General features: G+C 61.0%; 13 protein-coding genes. 11 read left to right on the top strand and 2 right to left on the bottom strand.

Annotation, left to right across the window (positions count from 1 at the left end):
- Positions 1 to 94: 94 nt before the first annotated feature.
- The 11 genes from G7025_RS07675 (at position 95) to G7025_RS07625 (ending at position 12,575) form a co-directional block, all read left to right on the top strand.
- Complete coding sequence (locus G7025_RS07675) at positions 95 to 628, top strand: fimbrial protein (RefSeq protein WP_181077844.1); 534 nt, start codon at positions 95 to 97, stop codon at positions 626 to 628.
- Between the two features lie 105 nt (positions 629 to 733).
- Positions 734 to 3,163, top strand: a complete 2,430-nt coding sequence (locus G7025_RS07670) for a fimbria/pilus outer membrane usher protein (RefSeq protein WP_308811961.1) — start codon at positions 734 to 736, stop codon at positions 3,161 to 3,163.
- A gap of 46 nt (positions 3,164 to 3,209) precedes the next feature.
- On the top strand, positions 3,210 to 3,956 hold the full coding sequence (locus G7025_RS07665; RefSeq protein WP_181077842.1) for a fimbrial biogenesis chaperone: 747 nt from the start codon (positions 3,210 to 3,212) through the stop codon (positions 3,954 to 3,956).
- Complete coding sequence (locus G7025_RS07660) at positions 3,953 to 4,960, top strand: fimbrial protein (RefSeq protein ID WP_253507900.1); 1,008 nt, start codon at positions 3,953 to 3,955, stop codon at positions 4,958 to 4,960. Before G7025_RS07665 ends, G7025_RS07660 begins: the two co-directional genes overlap by 4 nt.
- A gap of 36 nt (positions 4,961 to 4,996) precedes the next feature.
- The gene (locus G7025_RS07655; protein ID WP_181077840.1) at positions 4,997 to 5,623 is read left to right on the top strand and encodes a response regulator transcription factor; all 627 of its coding nucleotides are present in this window, start codon (positions 4,997 to 4,999) and stop codon (positions 5,621 to 5,623) included.
- Positions 5,624 to 5,814: 191 nt separating this feature from the next.
- A complete protein-coding gene (locus G7025_RS07650; RefSeq protein ID WP_181077839.1) occupies positions 5,815 to 6,363 on the top strand; it encodes a fimbrial protein in 549 nt (182 codons plus the stop codon).
- An 85-nt stretch (positions 6,364 to 6,448) separates the two neighbouring features.
- Positions 6,449 to 7,189, top strand: a complete 741-nt coding sequence (locus G7025_RS07645; RefSeq protein WP_181077838.1) for a fimbrial biogenesis chaperone — start codon at positions 6,449 to 6,451, stop codon at positions 7,187 to 7,189.
- A gap of 72 nt (positions 7,190 to 7,261) precedes the next feature.
- Positions 7,262 to 9,778 (top strand): fimbria/pilus outer membrane usher protein, encoded by a 2,517-nt coding sequence (locus G7025_RS07640; RefSeq protein ID WP_181077837.1) that lies wholly within the window; start codon positions 7,262 to 7,264, stop codon positions 9,776 to 9,778.
- The gene (locus tag G7025_RS07635) at positions 9,775 to 10,869 is read left to right on the top strand and encodes a fimbrial protein (protein WP_181077836.1); all 1,095 of its coding nucleotides are present in this window, start codon (positions 9,775 to 9,777) and stop codon (positions 10,867 to 10,869) included. Before G7025_RS07640 ends, G7025_RS07635 begins: the two co-directional genes overlap by 4 nt.
- 262 nt (positions 10,870 to 11,131) lie before the next feature.
- Complete coding sequence (locus G7025_RS07630; protein ID WP_375139324.1) at positions 11,132 to 11,983, top strand: prohibitin family protein; 852 nt, start codon at positions 11,132 to 11,134, stop codon at positions 11,981 to 11,983.
- A gap of 94 nt (positions 11,984 to 12,077) precedes the next feature.
- The gene (locus G7025_RS07625) at positions 12,078 to 12,575 is read left to right on the top strand and encodes a DUF2867 domain-containing protein (protein ID WP_219855203.1); all 498 of its coding nucleotides are present in this window, start codon (positions 12,078 to 12,080) and stop codon (positions 12,573 to 12,575) included.
- Between the two features lie 40 nt (positions 12,576 to 12,615).
- On the opposite strand, the gene G7025_RS07620 is transcribed toward G7025_RS07625, so the two are convergent.
- Positions 12,616 to 14,775: a TonB-dependent siderophore receptor gene (locus G7025_RS07620; RefSeq protein ID WP_181077832.1), complete on the bottom strand. Its 2,160-nt coding sequence runs from the start codon at positions 14,773 to 14,775 to the stop codon at positions 12,616 to 12,618.
- Between the two features lie 187 nt (positions 14,776 to 14,962).
- The gene (locus G7025_RS07615) at positions 14,963 to 15,997 is read right to left on the bottom strand and encodes an alpha/beta fold hydrolase (RefSeq protein WP_181077830.1); all 1,035 of its coding nucleotides are present in this window, start codon (positions 15,995 to 15,997) and stop codon (positions 14,963 to 14,965) included.
- Positions 15,998 to 16,128 lie beyond the last annotated feature (131 nt).

The following is a 16,128-nucleotide window of genomic DNA, read 5'->3' as shown; positions in this document are numbered from 1 at the left end:
ACTTGTGCTTAAAATAAGTGAAGTTGCCACTACCGATAAGGTTGCGAAGCCAGGCCAACTGGTCCGATCACTTACTTTCTCTGAGAAACATTAAATGAAAAAGATTGTCGCTGTTACCGCCGCTACCGTAGTTATGAGCCTTGCTTCTTTCGCCAACGCGGCGTCTTCACCAACCGGCAACCCAGGTGTTATACGTTTTACCGGTGAAATCGTTTCCGGCGCATGCGGCATTGATGCCAACTCCCTGGACCAGACCGTGCCATTGGGCCAGGTGCCTTCCAACCGGTTCAAGAAAATTGCCGACCGCTCGGAGCCGAAAGGCTTCGACATCGTCCTGACCGATTGTGATACCACGACTTACAAGAACGCCCGTTTCACCTTCACTGGCACCACTGATCCAACTGTTCCGGCCCTGTTCGCCACCACCGGTTTGGCTCAGAACGTCGGTATCCGCCTGCAGAGCAGTGCCGGCGAACTGCTGGAAAACGGCAAGGAGCAGGTTGCTCCGACCTTGCTGCTGAACGGTAACAACACAGTGAGTTTCGCTGCCATGTACGAAGCCACCGCCGCTTCCGTAACCACCGGTGAAGCAGACAGCGTCGCCAACTTCACCGTTGCTTACAACTGATTCAACGGTTTAAGCAGCTCTGGATAAAAGGGGTGAAAGCCCCTTTTTTCTTGCCTGCCAAAACAAATTGATAGGGTACTTTCCGTGTACTGCCGCAAACTTATCGTGATCTATTTATTAACTTCCGCTGCGCAGTATTCCTATGCCGTGGAGTTCAATAACGAGTTTCTGAATATCGACAATAATGACGATATCAGCCTCGGTCAGTTCACGCGTGCGCAATACACAGTGCCTGGCACTTACTTGTTGGACACCAGTGTCAACCAGCGTTATTTCGGCACCCGTTCCGTTGAATTCAAAGCCGATGCCAGCGGGCAGGAAAGTTATGCCTGCCTGCCCGAAGCATGGGTGGCCACGTTTGGCCTCAAGCCGGCTGTGTTCAAAGGTCTACCGCGCCTGGCCGACGGCCAGTGTGTCGACCTCAGCGGCATCGAAGGGGCCAGCGTCAAATACCAGAAAAACCTCGCGCGCCTGGCGATCAGCCTGCCTCAGGCTGCATTCGAGTATGACGATCCCACTTACATCCCGCCTGCCGCCTGGAGCGATGGCCTCGATGGGGCGATGCTCGATTACCGCGTGATCGCCAACAACCGGCAGACCTGGGGTGCGGGCGGCTCGGGAAGTTCGCGCTCGTTGCAAAGCTACGGTACCGCCGGGGTGAATATCGACGCCTGGCGCCTGCGCGCCGACTACCAGGCCCAGCAAGAGTCGACAACCCAGGACCGTGGCGAGCGAGAGAAGGCGTTCCAGCTCAACCGCCTGTATGCCTACCGCGCGCTGCCGTCGATTCGCTCGAAATTGTCGGTGGGCGAGGATTACCTGAACTCCGACGTGTTCGACACCTTTGCCCTGCGCGGCGTCAGCCTGAGCAGTGACGACCGCATGCTGCCGCCGAGTCTGCGTGGCTATGCGCCGTTGATCAATGGGGTGGCGCGCACCAATGCGCGGGTCACGGTGTCGCAACAGGGTCGTGTGCTGTATTCGACCACGGTCACTCCTGGCGCCTTCACGATTCAGGACCTGGGCAGCAGCGCCCAGGGCACACTGGACGTGACCGTGCGCGAGGAAGACGGCACCGAGCAAACCTTCAGCGTCAGCACGGCCGCCGTGCCGTTCCTGGCCCGTGCCGGCGAGTTGCGCTACAAGGTGAGCGCCGGTGAGCCCCGCCAAAACGGCAGCGGCAGTATCGAGCCTGGTTTCGTCGCCTCGGAAGTGGCCTATGGCTTGCCTTTGGATTGGACGGTCTATGGCGGCGTGTTGGCGGCTACCGACTACCTGTCGAACGCAGTCGGCGTGGGCAAGGACCTCGGTGCGTTGGGTGCGCTGTCCGCCGATGTCACCACCTCGCGTGCCAAGCTGCGCTGGAGTGGCGAAAAAGTGGTGGGCAACTCGTACCGCATCAACTATTCCAAGCACTTCGACAGCCTGGGTACCGACCTGCGCTTTCTGGGCTACCGGTTTTCCGACCGTACCTTTACCAACTTTTCGCAGTTTGTGGGCGACCCGGACGCCTATGCGTCCAATGCCAGCAAACAGCGCTATTCGGTGATGCTCTCCAAGCGATTCTCGGGGCTGTCGACCACCCTTTCCTACGACCACTCCACCTACTGGAACGCCTCGCCGACCGAACGCTTCGGGCTGACGCTGGCGCGCAGTTTCTCGGTGGGTAACGTCAGGAACGTCAACGTCAACCTGTCGGCGTACCAATCCCAGAGCAGTCGGCGCTACGACTCGCAGATCTACCTGGGCGTGACCGTGCCCCTGGGCGGCAATTCGACCATCTCCAGCAGCATGCAGCGCTCCAGCAGCGGCGGGGCGTCGAGCAGTGTCGGCTACAGCCACGACGATGGTGATGGCCTGAACTATCAGGTGTACGGCGGCGTGAGCGATAACCGCTACGTCAACGCCTATGTGGGCAAGCGTACGTCGACGTACCGCGCCAACGCGTCGGTGTCCACCGACGGCAGCACCTACAGCTCGGTCACCGGTGAAATCGACAGTTCGTTGATCGCCACCCGCTATGGCGTATCGGCCCACGGTAACGGCATCAACGGTGACACGCGGCTGCTGGTGTCCACCAATGGTGTGCCGGACGTGGCGCTGACCGGTCAGGTCCATTCGAACAAAAACGGTTATGCCGTACTGGATGGTGTGCCGTCGTTCCAGGGCTACGACGCGCGCATCAACATGGAAAAACTGCCGCTCAACACCGAGGTTTCCAACCCTGTGCAGCGGCTGGCGTTGACCGAGGGTGCGATCGGCTACGTCGACTTCGCCGCGCGCCAGGGCCTTAACGCCTACATCGTGCTGACCCGCTCCGACGGCCGCCCGGTGCCCTTCGGCGCCTCGGTGCAGGACGCGCAGAACAACCGTGAGCTGGGCATCGTAGGGGAGGGCGGTGTGACCTATCTGCTGGGGATCAGCGCCGACATCCGCCTGGTCGTGCGCTGGAACGACACCGAGCACTGTGCAGTGGGCAAGCTGCCCACGGACCAAGCCCTCACCGATATTCCCAAGCCTGTGCAATGCCTTTGAATCGCGCGCCATAGCGGCGCGAACCTGAACTTTTTGGAGAAACACCATGCACCCTACTTCCTTTGTAAACGCACACCGCCTGTTTACCCGCCTGGTCCTGGCCATGCTCGCCAGCGCGCCTTTACTGGCCAATGCCGCCGTGGTCCCCGACCGTACCCGCCTGGTGTTTGAGGAAAGCGCTCCCTCGGTGAGCGTGACCCTGAGCAACAAGAACCCGCAACTGCCGTTCGTGGTGCAATCCTGGATCGAGAACGAAGCGGGGCAGAAGGTCACCGCGCCGTTCATGGTGCTGCCACCGTTGCAGCGGATGGAGGCCAACGAGAGCAGCATCCTGCGCATCGTCAAGCTGCCGGAGCTGGGGTTGCCGAAGGATCGCGAATCGGTGTTCTACCTCAATGTGCGCGAGATTCCGCCGAAGACCGAGGTGGTGAACGCGATGCAGATCGCCTTACAGTCCAAGATCAAGCTGTTTTACCGCCCGGCGGTGGTCAAGCGCGAGCGTGGCGAAGATCTGGCCTTGCGTTTGAACGTGAAGATCGACAGCGCCGGCAAGCAACTGCTGCTGGACAACCCTTCGCCGTTCCATATCACCGTGGTCGGTCTGTTGACGGGAGAGGAAAAAACCTCGGTGCCGCTGCCTGCGACCATGATCGCGCCGTTTTCCGGTGCACGCTTTGCCTTGGCGAATACGAGCTTCAAGACGCTGCGCATCTCCAACATGAATGACTTCGGCGGGCAGTCAGACACGTTGTTCAAATGCGCCGGAGAAACCTGCACCGGGGTCAAACCATGACGCTTGGCAAACTGTGCCTGGCCGCATTGCTGCTGTTGTGCGCCCAGGTCAGTTGGGGAATGCAGTGCACGTCGCTGAGCGATGGCAGCTACCTGACGGATTATATCGGCCCGGTTTCGGTGCCGGACACGGTGCCCGATGGCACCATCATCTGGCGCTCCAAGACCCATGTGATTTCTGCCAAGTGCTGGAAGAAATTCGATATTCACTACGCTGAAAACGACCCGATCTATTTTTACGGTAACCCCGCAGGCCTCGACGCTACGCCATGGGGCATCGAGTTCGGCCTGGTGTACAGGCAGGTGACGGCCTGGGACGGTGACTGGAGTGCCAACCCCACACAAGGTGTGGACAGCGGGTTTGTTTCCCCTGGTTGCCCGGATGCACACAGCGCCGAAGACATGCTGGCGTGTTCCCTGGTTAACCCGACCATTGCGTTCCAGGTGGTCATCCGCAAGCGCGGCTTGCTGCCGTTGCAACGGCCATCCCAGGACACCTACGACGTATTCCAGTTCGACGGTTTATACGGCCTTAACGGTGGGCCGAGTAACCCGTTCGGCAACTTTCGGTTCCAGCTCAGTGGCTTGCAGAACATCGTCGGCACGGCCTGCACGGTGGACGTTAAAGTTACGCCGGAACCGGGCATCGTCGACTTCGGCGCGGTCGGCAAGTCGTCCACAGGCTTCTCGCCGCCGCGTCCGACCAAACCTTTGAGCCTGGCACTGGAAAAGAAATGCAGCAGCGCGCTCAACATCGGTGCGACGTTCCTGAGCAACAGCGTGCAAGGCGACTACATCCTGCCAGCCAGCGACAGCCAGTTCGGCATCGAGATCCGCGATGCGCGCAACAACCAGGTGCCGATCAACGAACCGTTTCCCCTGGCCAACTTCGCGGCGGACGTCAGCCATATCGACGTGCCGTTCAACGCGACCCTGGTGCCCTTGGGTGACCCCAAAGTCGGGCCGTTCGACGCGGTGATGGTGGTGCAGATCGTTTACTACTGAGCCCCGTTGCCGGGGCGGCGATTCAGAGAGGGGCTTATGCTCAAAGCAATAGTGGCGGACGATCATCCGTGCATTCGCGCGTCGGTGCGGATGGTGCTGCAACAGCAGCAGTTCAACGTGGTCGCCGAGGCCGACAACGGCGCCGACGCGGTGCAACTGGCGCGCGAGCATCGGCCCGACCTGATGGTGCTGGACATTACCCTGGCACGTCTCGACGGCCTGGAAGTGATCGCCCGCGTGCGCGCCCTGGGCCTGTCATGCAAATTTCTGGTGCTGACCTCGCAGTCGGCGCTGTTCTATTCCATGCGCAGCATGCGCGCCGGCGCCGCCGGGTTTATCTCCAAGGCCGACGACCTCAACTACCTGGTCAAGGCAGTGCGGGCAGCGATGGACGGCTACACCTTCTTTCCCAACCTGGGCATGCATTCGGTGGCGCGCAGCGAAGTGCAGAGCCAGGACCTGAAGCTGATCCATAGCCTCACCGATCGAGAACTGGCCATCCTGCAGCAGTTGGCAATGGGCTTGAGCAACCCGGAAATCGCCGCGTCCATGCTGCTGAGCATCAAGACCGTGAGCAACTACAAAACCCGTTTGATCGTGAAGCTGAAGGTCAAGTCGGTGGTGTGCCTGGCCGCCTTCGCGCGGCGCAATGAGCTGGTCTGAAGCGTGTTGCCCTTTAAATAGCGCTAGGAAAATTCCTACAGGCGTGCGGCATTAGTCCTACGTGGAAAGGGTACCCCCCTCCAGATAATGAGCCCCGTTGAGACGCACAATACACCGCCCGGGCGGCAATGCGATCACGACGAATCGAAGCACTCACGCTTCCCCACATCTCTCTTATCTGGAATATGAAAATGAACAAGTTTGCTCTCAAAGGTTTGGTCGCTGCTCTGGTTCTGGCTGCTGGTTCTCAGGCTGCCATGGCCGCTGACGGCGAAATCAACTTCGTCGGCAGTGTGACCGACAACACGTGCCCGGTAGTGGTCAGCGACCTGAACGGTTCGGCCGGCGCCGGCGACGTGTCTCTGGGCAGCGTCCCTGCCAGCTCCCTGGCAACTGCCGGTGCCGTGGCTGGTGGTGGCGCGTTCACCCTGACCATCGACACTACCGCCCCAGGCTGCAGCGTCACTGGCAAGAAAGCGGTGGTCAAGTTCTTGTCCCTGAGCGGCACCGCCAGCGCCAGCGGCCAATGGATTGGCATCACCCCGGACGCCGGACACGCCAGCAATGTCGCTGTACAGATCAAAGATAAAGACGGCAACGACGTGCAACTGGGGCTGGGCTCCGCTCCGTACCTGGACCTGACCCAACCGCTGCGCTTTACAGCCAACTACATCGCCACCGGCACGGCGACCTCCGGCCCGGCCAACGCCAAGGCTGCGTTCACCGTCGACTACCAGTAAGTCGGCCGATGAACAGCCGCGAGACGCGCGGCTGTCGTCCCACACGCCTCGGGGCCTGGCCCCGGGCGGCAGGAGGATGAATCAGATGCACGCTCTATCCCTTTTTTCCAAGCGGTTGCCCCTGGCAGCCGTAGTACTGGGCAGTGTGTTGTTGAGCACTGCCGGCCAGGCCGGCGTGATGCTCGGCGGCACCCGTATCGTGTTCGACGGCAACAAGCGCGACGCTTCGATCATGGTCAGCAACACCACCGCGCAACCTTATGCGGTGCAGACCTGGATCAACACCGCGGCCGACGACAACACCACCACCACACCGTTCGTGGCCACGCCGCCGCTGTTCCGCCTGGACCCGCGCAAAGAGCAAATGGTGCGCATCCAGAAGGTGCCAGGCGCGCTGCCGCAAGACCGTGAGTCGGTGTTCTATTTCAACGCCCAGGAAATCCCGGTGGCCGGCAAAGGCAATGAAAACACCCTGAAAGTGGCCATGCGTACCCGCATCAAACTGTTCTATCGCCCGGCCAAGTTGCCCGGCTCGGCCTACGACGCGCCCAACGCCTTGCGCTGGAGCCTGGTGCAGGACAACGGCAAGACCGCGTTGCAAGTGAACAACCCCAGCGCTTATCACGTGTCGTTTATCGCGGTGAAAGTCAGCGCCGGTCCACAGCAAGTGGAAGTGGTGGAGCCGAAGATGGTTGCGCCAATGAGCACCCAGCGTTTTGCACTGCCGGGCTTTAAAGGCAACAACGGTGAAGTGATGTTCAGCTTCATCAACGACTTTGGCGGGTACGCCGAACCGCTGACCGCCCCGCTGGGCAACATGCCTTAACGCCGCACTTTCGCCCTTTTTTTAATCTGCTCGCCGCTGTGACTTCGCGGGGGCTGCTTGTCGAGTATCGTTATGCGAAGCGCCACCTTCACCACGCCACGTTCGTCGATTCCATCGGTGCCATTGCCATTGTGTGTTGCCGTCCTCAGTGCGCTGCTGGGCAGCGTGGCACAGGCCGACAGTGGCGATAAATTCGATTCCGGCTTTATGCAAAGTTTCGGCGGCGCCAACGCCGGGCCTAACCTCGACCTGGATGCCATCGCCAATAACGGCACAATCGGCCCAGGGATTTACCCGGTGCTGGTGCGTTTGAACCAGAGCTTTTTCGACCGTCGGGACATGACGTTCGCCAAAGACGCGGCCAGCGGTGACGTTAAAGCGTGCCTGTCCGAAGCCTTCCTCAAGGACCTGGGAATCAAGCTCGAGGCCTTCGTGAAGCCGGGCGAGGCGCTGCCGGACTGCGTGGATTTGCCCAGCATGATCGAAGGTGCCTCGGTGAGCTTCGACGCCCATCGCCTGGCCCTGGACATCAGTGTGCCGCAGATTGCCCTGCGCCGCGACGCCGCCGGTTACGTGGCGCCGCAGGATTGGGACCGTGGCATCAATGCCGCGATGCTCAACTACCAGTTTTCGGCGGCTCAGACCCAAAGCGATGCCCAGGGCCACGGCAGCCAATACAGTCTGTACGCCAACGGTGGTTTCAACCTGGGCGACTGGCGTTTTCGCTCAAGCTCTTCGTTCCGCCAGGACAACCATGGCCAACGCTCCTGGCAGCGCAGCAACACCTATGCGCAACGTGACCTCACTGCGATCAAGGGCACCTTGACCCTGGGCGAAAGCTTCACCCCGGGCGATGTGTTCGACACCATCCCGTTTCGCGGCGCACAGATTGCATCCGACATGGGCATGCTGCCCGACTCGATGCAAGGTTACGCCCCGGTGATCCGTGGCATTGCCGACACCCAGGCCAAGGTCGAGGTGCGCCAGAACGGCTATTCGCTTTACACCACCTACGTGGCGCCGGGTGCGTTCGAAATCGACGATCTGAACGCCGCCAGTGGCAGCGGTGATCTGGAAATCATCATCACCGAAGCCGACGGCCGTGAGCGCCGCTTCACCCAGCCATATGCCACCTTGGGCAACATGCTGCGTGAGAAGACGTGGCGCTACAGCGCCACCGTGGGCGAGTACAACGACTCATCCGGCGGTGCCCGCCCGGCTTTCGTGCAGGGCTCGCTGGCCTACGGGCTGCCATTTGACCTGACTTTATACGGCGGCCTGCTCGGTGCGGATTTCTATCGTGCCGGCGTGGTGGGCGTAGGCAAGAGCCTGGGCAGCCTCGGCGCGGTGTCGCTGGACGTGACCCAGGCGCAGACCGACATCCCTCAGGGCCTTTCAACCAAAGGCACGAGCGAGAAGGGCCGCAGTGTCGGTGTGCGCTACGGCAAGGCGTTCGAGACCGGTACGTCGGTACGCTTCGCCGGTTATCGCTATTCCACCGAGGGTTATCAGGACTTCAGTGACGCGGTGGCGCTGCAGCAGCCCAACGAATACGGCGGTATCAGCAAGCGCACCAAAGTCGAGGCCAGTATCAACCAGGCCCTGGACAGCTACGGCTCGCTGTATTTGAACGTGAGCCAACAGAATTATTGGGGTTCCAGCCGCACCGATAAACAGATGCAGTTGGGGTTCAACACTCAGCACAAAGGCGTGACCTACGGCGTCTACGCCAGTAAGACCCTGACCGACTCGTTCGGCGAGAGCAACCAAGTGGTGTTCACCGTGTCGATGCCGTTCGGGCAAACCCGCAACACCGGCAGCTACAGCGTCACCCGCAACACCGACGGCACGTTCGACCAGCGCGCCGGGCTCAGTGGTCGCGACGGCAACCTCAACTACTCGGTCGACGCCAATCACGGCGAAACCCGCGGCAGCACTGGCTCGGTATTGCTCGGTTACCGCGCGCCGTTCGCCCAGTTGGGCGCCGGCGTCAGCGTTGGGCAGGGCTACAAGCAGACGTCGGTGAGCGCCAGCGGTTCGGTACTCGGCCATGCCGATGGCATCGAGTTCGGCCAGACCCTGGGCGAAACCGTGGCGCTGGTGGAGGTCAAGGACACGCCGAATGTGGGCCTGCTCAACGCGCCGGGCACCGTCACCAACAAAAAGGGCTATGCCCTGGTGCCGTATGTCACACCGTACCGCAAGAACCGTATCGCCGTGGACACCAGCGCGGTGGACACCAATGTCGACATTGCCGAGGGCGTGAGTAACGTGACGCCGCGTCGCGGCGCGGTGGTCAAGACCACCTTCGCCGCCAGCCGCTCGGAAAAAGTCCTGCTCAACGTGCGCCTGCAAGACGGCTCGTTGCTGCCGTTCGGCACCACTGTGATGGATGACACCGACGGTGTGGCCGGCGTGGTCGGGCAGGGCGGGCAAGTGCTGCTGTCGGTGGGCGACGGCAAGACTTACACCATGAAATGGGGCGAGCAAGCCGCGCAACGTTGCGCGATCCGCCTGGATATAAGTCAGGCACCGGTCACCGATGGCTATCGGGTGATGGATGCTGTGTGTGGAGTACCAAGCAAATGAAGATTTCTAACGCGAAAAAGGCCGGGGCAAAGCGCCTCGGTGGGTTCAAAACATTGACGTCGCTGCTGGCGTTGGGTGTGGCGCAGGTGCTGTTTGGGGAGTCGGCGTGGGCGGAGTGCTTCGATAAAAAACCGACGGTCAACACATACGATTTCGGCGATGCCTATATTCCTCAGGATGCTCCGCTGGGCTCCGCAGTCGGCCCCGGCATTGTCGACACTTGGCTATCGCTGGGCTGTCCGACCCAGCCGCTCACGGTAGAGGCCGTCATGTTGCTGCCTAAGGCACCAACCATGGCGGCGGTGGCCGCGGGCAATTCAATCAAAGGTGCGATTTACGAAACCAATATCCCCGGCCTTGGTGTGGCCGTAAGGACCGTCGCCAAACCTGCGTTCTTATGTCTGGCGACTAGCAGCGAGAGTTTTCCTTGGGTTTATACCGATTGCAATTCGGGTGGCTACACTTACAACTTTCACAACAACGCCTATCTGGTAAAAACCGGACCTATCGCGCCGGGGCGCCACGATTTGAATAACCTGCAAATTTACCGCATTGACCTCAACGATACCGGCACGCCGCTGGAGTGGGTCAAAGGCTTTATCAACGGCAGCGTGACGGTCGCAGGCTGCAGCCTGCCCCAAGCCACCGGCAACATCATCGAAGTGCCGATGCGGTCCTGGGAAAAACGTGTATTCAACGGCAAAGGGACGTTCACCGATACCCAGCCGTTTGGCATCACCTTGAACAGCTGCCTGGCGGGCACCTACGCCAACAACCCCAGCTGGAACTACTTCAAGGGCAATAACGCCAATATCCGTCTGGATGGCGCCAAAGGCTCGACGATCATTAACGCTGATGGGGGCATCCTCGGCCTGAACTCCTCCTCCACCGCCAAGGGCGTGGCGGTGCAGGTACTCAAGCAGGACGGCACCCCGTTGCCCTTGGGCGTGGACGTCCCGGTGGCGCAGGTGCAGGACGGGGTGACCAATCTGCAATTCGGTGCGCGCTACATCCAGACCAGCACCGCTGCCACCGGCCCGCAGCCAGGGGCAGCGAATGCCACGGCAAATTTCACCATCACCTATAAGTAGTTCTGTGACAGGGAGTCGATCATGCAGAAGTGCCTATTCAATAGCGGCCGGGCCGGTGCAGGCGAAAGTGGCATTTACCATCGAGTATCAGTGAGTCGACGAAGGCGCTATGCAGGCTTCTTTGACCGTCGCCCGGCAGTTGGACTGTGACGTCCCTATCAGTACTGCAACGTCCGCGTACTTATCACCCCACCTGGGACGCGGTTCAGGGTATCGTGCCGCCAACTTAACGAAGGGACGCGACGTTTCGATGAAGAATAAAATGGTTACCTATGCCGCTGCAGCGGTGGGTTTGGTCGTGGTGGTGTCTCTGGCCACCAGTTGGTTCACGGTTGATGAGACCGAGCGGGGTGTGCTGTTGCGTAACGGTGCGATGATAGGCGTGGTGGAGCCGGGCTTGTCGTTCAAGCTGCCGTTCATTGAGTCGGTGCGGTTTATCAGCATTCAAAGCCAGGCTACCCAGTACGCCAACCTCCAGGCGTACAGCAAGGACCAGCAGACCGCCAAGTTGCAGGTCTCGGTTTCCTGGCACATTCCTACCAGCGATGTCGCCAAGGTGTACACCAGTTACAAGGACTTGGATGGCGTGCGTGACCGCCTGATCGCCCGTCAGGTGCCGACCCAGGTGGAAAACGTGTTCGGCCAGTACAACGCGGTGTCGGCGGTGCAGAATCGTGGCAAGTTTGTCGCGGATGTGACCAAGGCCATCCGCGATTCGGTGGTTGGGCCAGTGGTGATCGACAGCGTACAGATCGAAAACATCGACTTCAGCGATGACTACGAGCGTTCGATTGCCTTGCGCATGAAGGCCGAAGTGGAAGTCAAAACTCGCGAGCAAATGCTGCAGACCGAGCAGGTGCAGGCGCAGATCCGGGTGACCCAGGCCCAAGCCGAGGCCGACTCGCAATTGGCCCAGGCCAAGGCGGATGCCGAGTCCACGCGCTTGCGCGGCAACGCCGAAGCCGACGCGATCCAGGCCCGCGCCAAGGCCCTGGCCAGCAACCAGAACCTGATCGAGCTGACCAAGGCCGAGCGCTGGAACGGCGTACTGCCGACCACCATGTTGCCAAACAGTACGGTGCCGTTTATCGATGCCAAGCAGGTCGATCGATAACGTTTTGAATGTGGGAGGGGGCTTGCCCCCGATGGTGGCCTGACAGCCGACCAGTCTCACGACTCAGCTGCATTCATTCAGGGAACCCCCTCACATGACGATGCTTGCCCGGCCTATCGATCCACCGCCAGAAAGCCTGATCCGTGACTGGTACGCGAACGCGCAGTTGCTTGACAGTTTTGTCGTTCCTATCGAGGCGGCTGACGTCTCTATCAATGACCTCGCCGTACGCGCCTTGGGTTCGCCGCCTGTGTGGTTCAAGGTGCTGATAGCGATCCGCGATGGTGTGATGGGGCCGTTGGGCGTACGGACCTCCGGCGAGGTGCGACGCGCGCATTCCGATAAAGCCCATATCGACTTTTTCCCGGTGCTTGAGCAAAGCGCTGACGAGATGGTGCTGGGGGAAAATGACAGCCACCTGGATTTTCGTCTTTCGCTGCTTCGACGGCGCGACGAGCAGGGTGAAGTCCTGATCGCCACGACGGCGGTGCACACCCACAATCGACTGGGGCGTGTCTACATTGTGCTGATTCGCCCGTTTCACAAGCTGGTGGTGCGGGCAACGCTGATGCGTTGCCGCCGTCAGCACTAGCGCCGGCGGTAGTGTCCGCCGGCGCGCGTTGCCTGGAACCTCAGAAGCTGTATTTGGCCGTCAGCATCATGTTGCGCGGGTTGCCGTAGGCGTCGCCGCCATAGCTCGCCGAGTTGGCGATGGTGGAGTAATAGCGACGATCGAAGATGTTGTTGGCGTTGACCTGCAGGTCGAGGTGGTCGTTGACCTTGTAGCCGGCCATCAGGTCGGTGACGGCGTAGGCGCCTTGTTGCAGGCGGTAGGTGCTGCCGTCGGCCAACGCGATGTCGTTGTACAGGCGGCTCTGCCAGGAGATGTTGCCGCCCACCCGCAGTTTTTCCAGTGGGCCCTGGAAGTTGTAGCGGGTGGTCAACTTGAACAGGTGTTCCGGGACGTCGGTATCGAACTGCTTGTTGACCAACTGCGGTTTGGCGTCGTCCTTGATGGTGTGGGTGCGTGCGTAGGTGTAGCCACCGCCGACCTGCCAGTTTTCGGTCAATGCGCCCTGCAGTTCGAAGTCGATGCCCTGGCTGCGGATCTCACCGGAGGCTTCGTAGCATGAGGCCTGCGGGCAGTTCGGTGCCACCACCTGCACACCGCGGTTCTCCTGGTCGATGCGGAACAGCGCGACGCTGGCGTTCAACGCACCGCCCAGGTATTCGCCCTTGATGCCGACCTCATAGTTCTTGCCGACGATAGGCTTGAGCGGCGCGGCGCCGGTGTCCTTTTCTTTTTGCGGGGTGAAGATGTCGCTGTAGCTGACGTACACCGAGTGGTTATCGTCCAGCTCGTAGATCAGGCCGGCGTAGCGGGTGAGGTTGCGGGTGACGTGGTAGTCGCCGTCGCCATCGCGGTTATCGTAGTCGTACCAGTCCAGGCGCCCGCCGAGGATCAACTTCAACGGGTCGGCCAGGCTCAGGCGGGTGGTGACGTAGACGCTGTCCTGAGTGGTGACTTCGCGCTCGTTGTTGGTGTGCACGAAGTCCGGTTTGCCCGCCGTCAGCGGCCAGTTGGTGTCGTAGGGGCTGTAGTTGTGGGTGGTCATGTCGTAGATGCGCTTGCTCGCGCCGACCACCAGTTCATGGCTGCGCCCGAATGCCTGGAACGGGCCGCTGACGAAGGCGTCGACCCCGGCCTGGTTTTCATCGTACTTGGCCTGGTACACCGTGCGTGCCAGGGTGTTGTTGACCCAGCGCGACTGATACGAACCGGAGAACAATGCGTTTTGTTCGGCGTAGTTGGCGTTGACCTGCAGACTCCAGTCATTGGCCAGGCGCTGGCGCAGTTCGGCGAAGACTGTGTTGATTTCCTGATCCTTGTTTTCCCAGTCGGTGCCGGGGTTGTAAGACCGCGACAGATCCAGGTGGTGGCCGTCCTGGCCGATCATCGAGGCGCCCCAGAAGTAGTTGGTCTTATCCTTCTGATTGGAGAAACCCAGGGTCAGGGTGGTGTCTTCACTCAGATCGGCTTCGGTGACGGCGTAGAACAGACCATGACTGTTTTCGGCTTTGTCGATAAAACTGTTGGCATCACGGTAGGACGTCACCACTCGGCCGCGCAGGGTGCCGCTGTCGTTGAGCGGGCTGGAGGCGTCGAGTTCACCGCGATAATCGTCCCAGCTGCCGGCGGCGCCGGTGAGGGTGACCTTCTGCTCATCCAGCGGGCGCTTGCGCACCATATTGATGGCGGCTGACGGGTTGCCCGCGCCAGTGACCAGGCCGGTGGCGCCGCGCACCACTTCGACGCGGTCGAACATCGCCAGGTTCGGCTGCGCGCCCACCGACGCACCGTTGTAGCCACTTGGGATACCGTCGTACATCAGGTTATCGATATCGAAGCCACGCGAGGTGTAGGACTGCCGACCAGGGCCGTTGGAGTAGTTCAGGAACAGGCCCGGCGTGGCGTTGACCACGTCGTTGATGCTGGTCATCGCCTGGTCGTCCATGCGCTGACGCGTCACCACGGTGACCGCCTGTGGGGTTTCGCGCAGGGTCAGCGGCAGCTTGGTCGCGGTCTTCATCGAGCCAGTGGTGTAGGACTGCGTGCCTTCGGTGGTTTCACCCAGTTGGCCTTCGCCGGAGATCTGCGTGGCGCCCAATTCCAGCGTGGCGGCCGGTGCCGGGGTGTCGGCGGCGACCGCCGCGTGTGGGGTGGCCAGGCACACCGCCAAGGTCATCAGACTGAGTGAAAAAACATTGCCGCCAGGTGATTGCACAGACATGAAACTGACTCTCCCGCGTGCCGTCCGTGGCTAATGATAAAGGTGTTGAGAATTATTCGCGTGAGTTTGGCAGATTGAGTCTGTAGGAAAAAGCCTTGGGGCAGAATTAGTTAACGAATTTTTCACATCGCTGGATACTGCTTCTCCTGCAACCCACGGGAAAAGGGCGCCAGCCATTGGTGCTTCATCACAAGTGATCGGCGTCGATTACCGCCTTGGCAAATGCCTCGGGCGCTTCCTGCGGCAGGTTGTGGCCGATGCCGCCGTTGATCAGGCGGAACTGGTATTTGCCGGTAAAGCGTTTGGCGTAGTCCTCGGGCGCCGGGTGCGGAGCACCGTTGGCATCGCCTTCCAGGGTGATGGTAGGAACCTGGATAGCAGGGGCTTTGGCCAGTTGCTGTTCCAGGGGTTCGTAGTGGGCGTCGCCCTTCACCAGACCCAGGCGCCAGCGGTAGTTGAACAGGGTGATGGCCACGTGATCGGGGTTGTCCAGGCCTTTGGCACTGCGTTCGAAGGTGGCGTCGTCAAAGGCCCACTTCGGCGACGCGGTCTGCCAGATCAGCTTGGCGAAATCGTGAGTGTTCTTGCGATAACCGGCGGCGCCGCGCTCGGTGGCGAAGTAGAACTGATACCACCATTGCTGCTCAGCCTTGGGCGGCAGGGGGTTCTGGCCGGCGGCCTGGTTGCCGATCAGGTAGCCGCTGACCGAGACCAGCGCCTTGACGCGTTCGGGCCACAGCGCCGAGACGATATCCGCTGAGCGTGCGCCCCAGTCATAGCCGCCGAGCACCGCGCGCCGGATGTTCAGCGCGTCCATAAAGTCGATCACATCCCTGGCCAACGCCGCCGGTTGACCGTTGCGCGGGGTCGCGTCCGACAGAAACCGGGTGCCGCCGTAACCGCGGGCGTAGGGGACCAGTACGCGGTAACCCTTGGCCGCGAGCAATGGCGCGACCTGGGCATAGCTGTCGATATCGTAGGGCCAGCCATGCAGCAGGATTACGACCGGGCCGTCGGCAGGGCCGACCTCCGCGTAGGCCACATCCAGCAGGCCGGCCTTGATGTGCTTGAGCGCGCCCAGCCCGGATGACGGGGCGATTTGCATCGGTGTGTTCACCTCGGGCATTTCGGCCCGGGCCAGGCCGACCATGCCCAAGGGCAACAGCGCGAAGGCCAGGGCGAGTGGATGACGTATGAAGCGGCGTGTCGATGGATTGTGCATGGCGAGCCTCCTGCGGCGCGATGGATACCTGGCACCCAGTTGAACGCCGCGCTGTATCTGGCCTGTTTCGGAAAACTCGCCGGGTTAAAGGTTTTGTATCGCAGTGGGCGGTATACACACTGCGATACACA

The sequence above is a fragment of the Pseudomonas lurida genome (genome assembly GCF_013522705.1).
GTDB classification, from domain to species: Bacteria; Pseudomonadota; Gammaproteobacteria; order Pseudomonadales; family Pseudomonadaceae; genus Aquipseudomonas; species Aquipseudomonas quebecensis.
The sequence above is the reverse complement of the archived record's forward strand: the minus strand, read 5'-3'. Positions and strand labels throughout refer to the sequence as shown.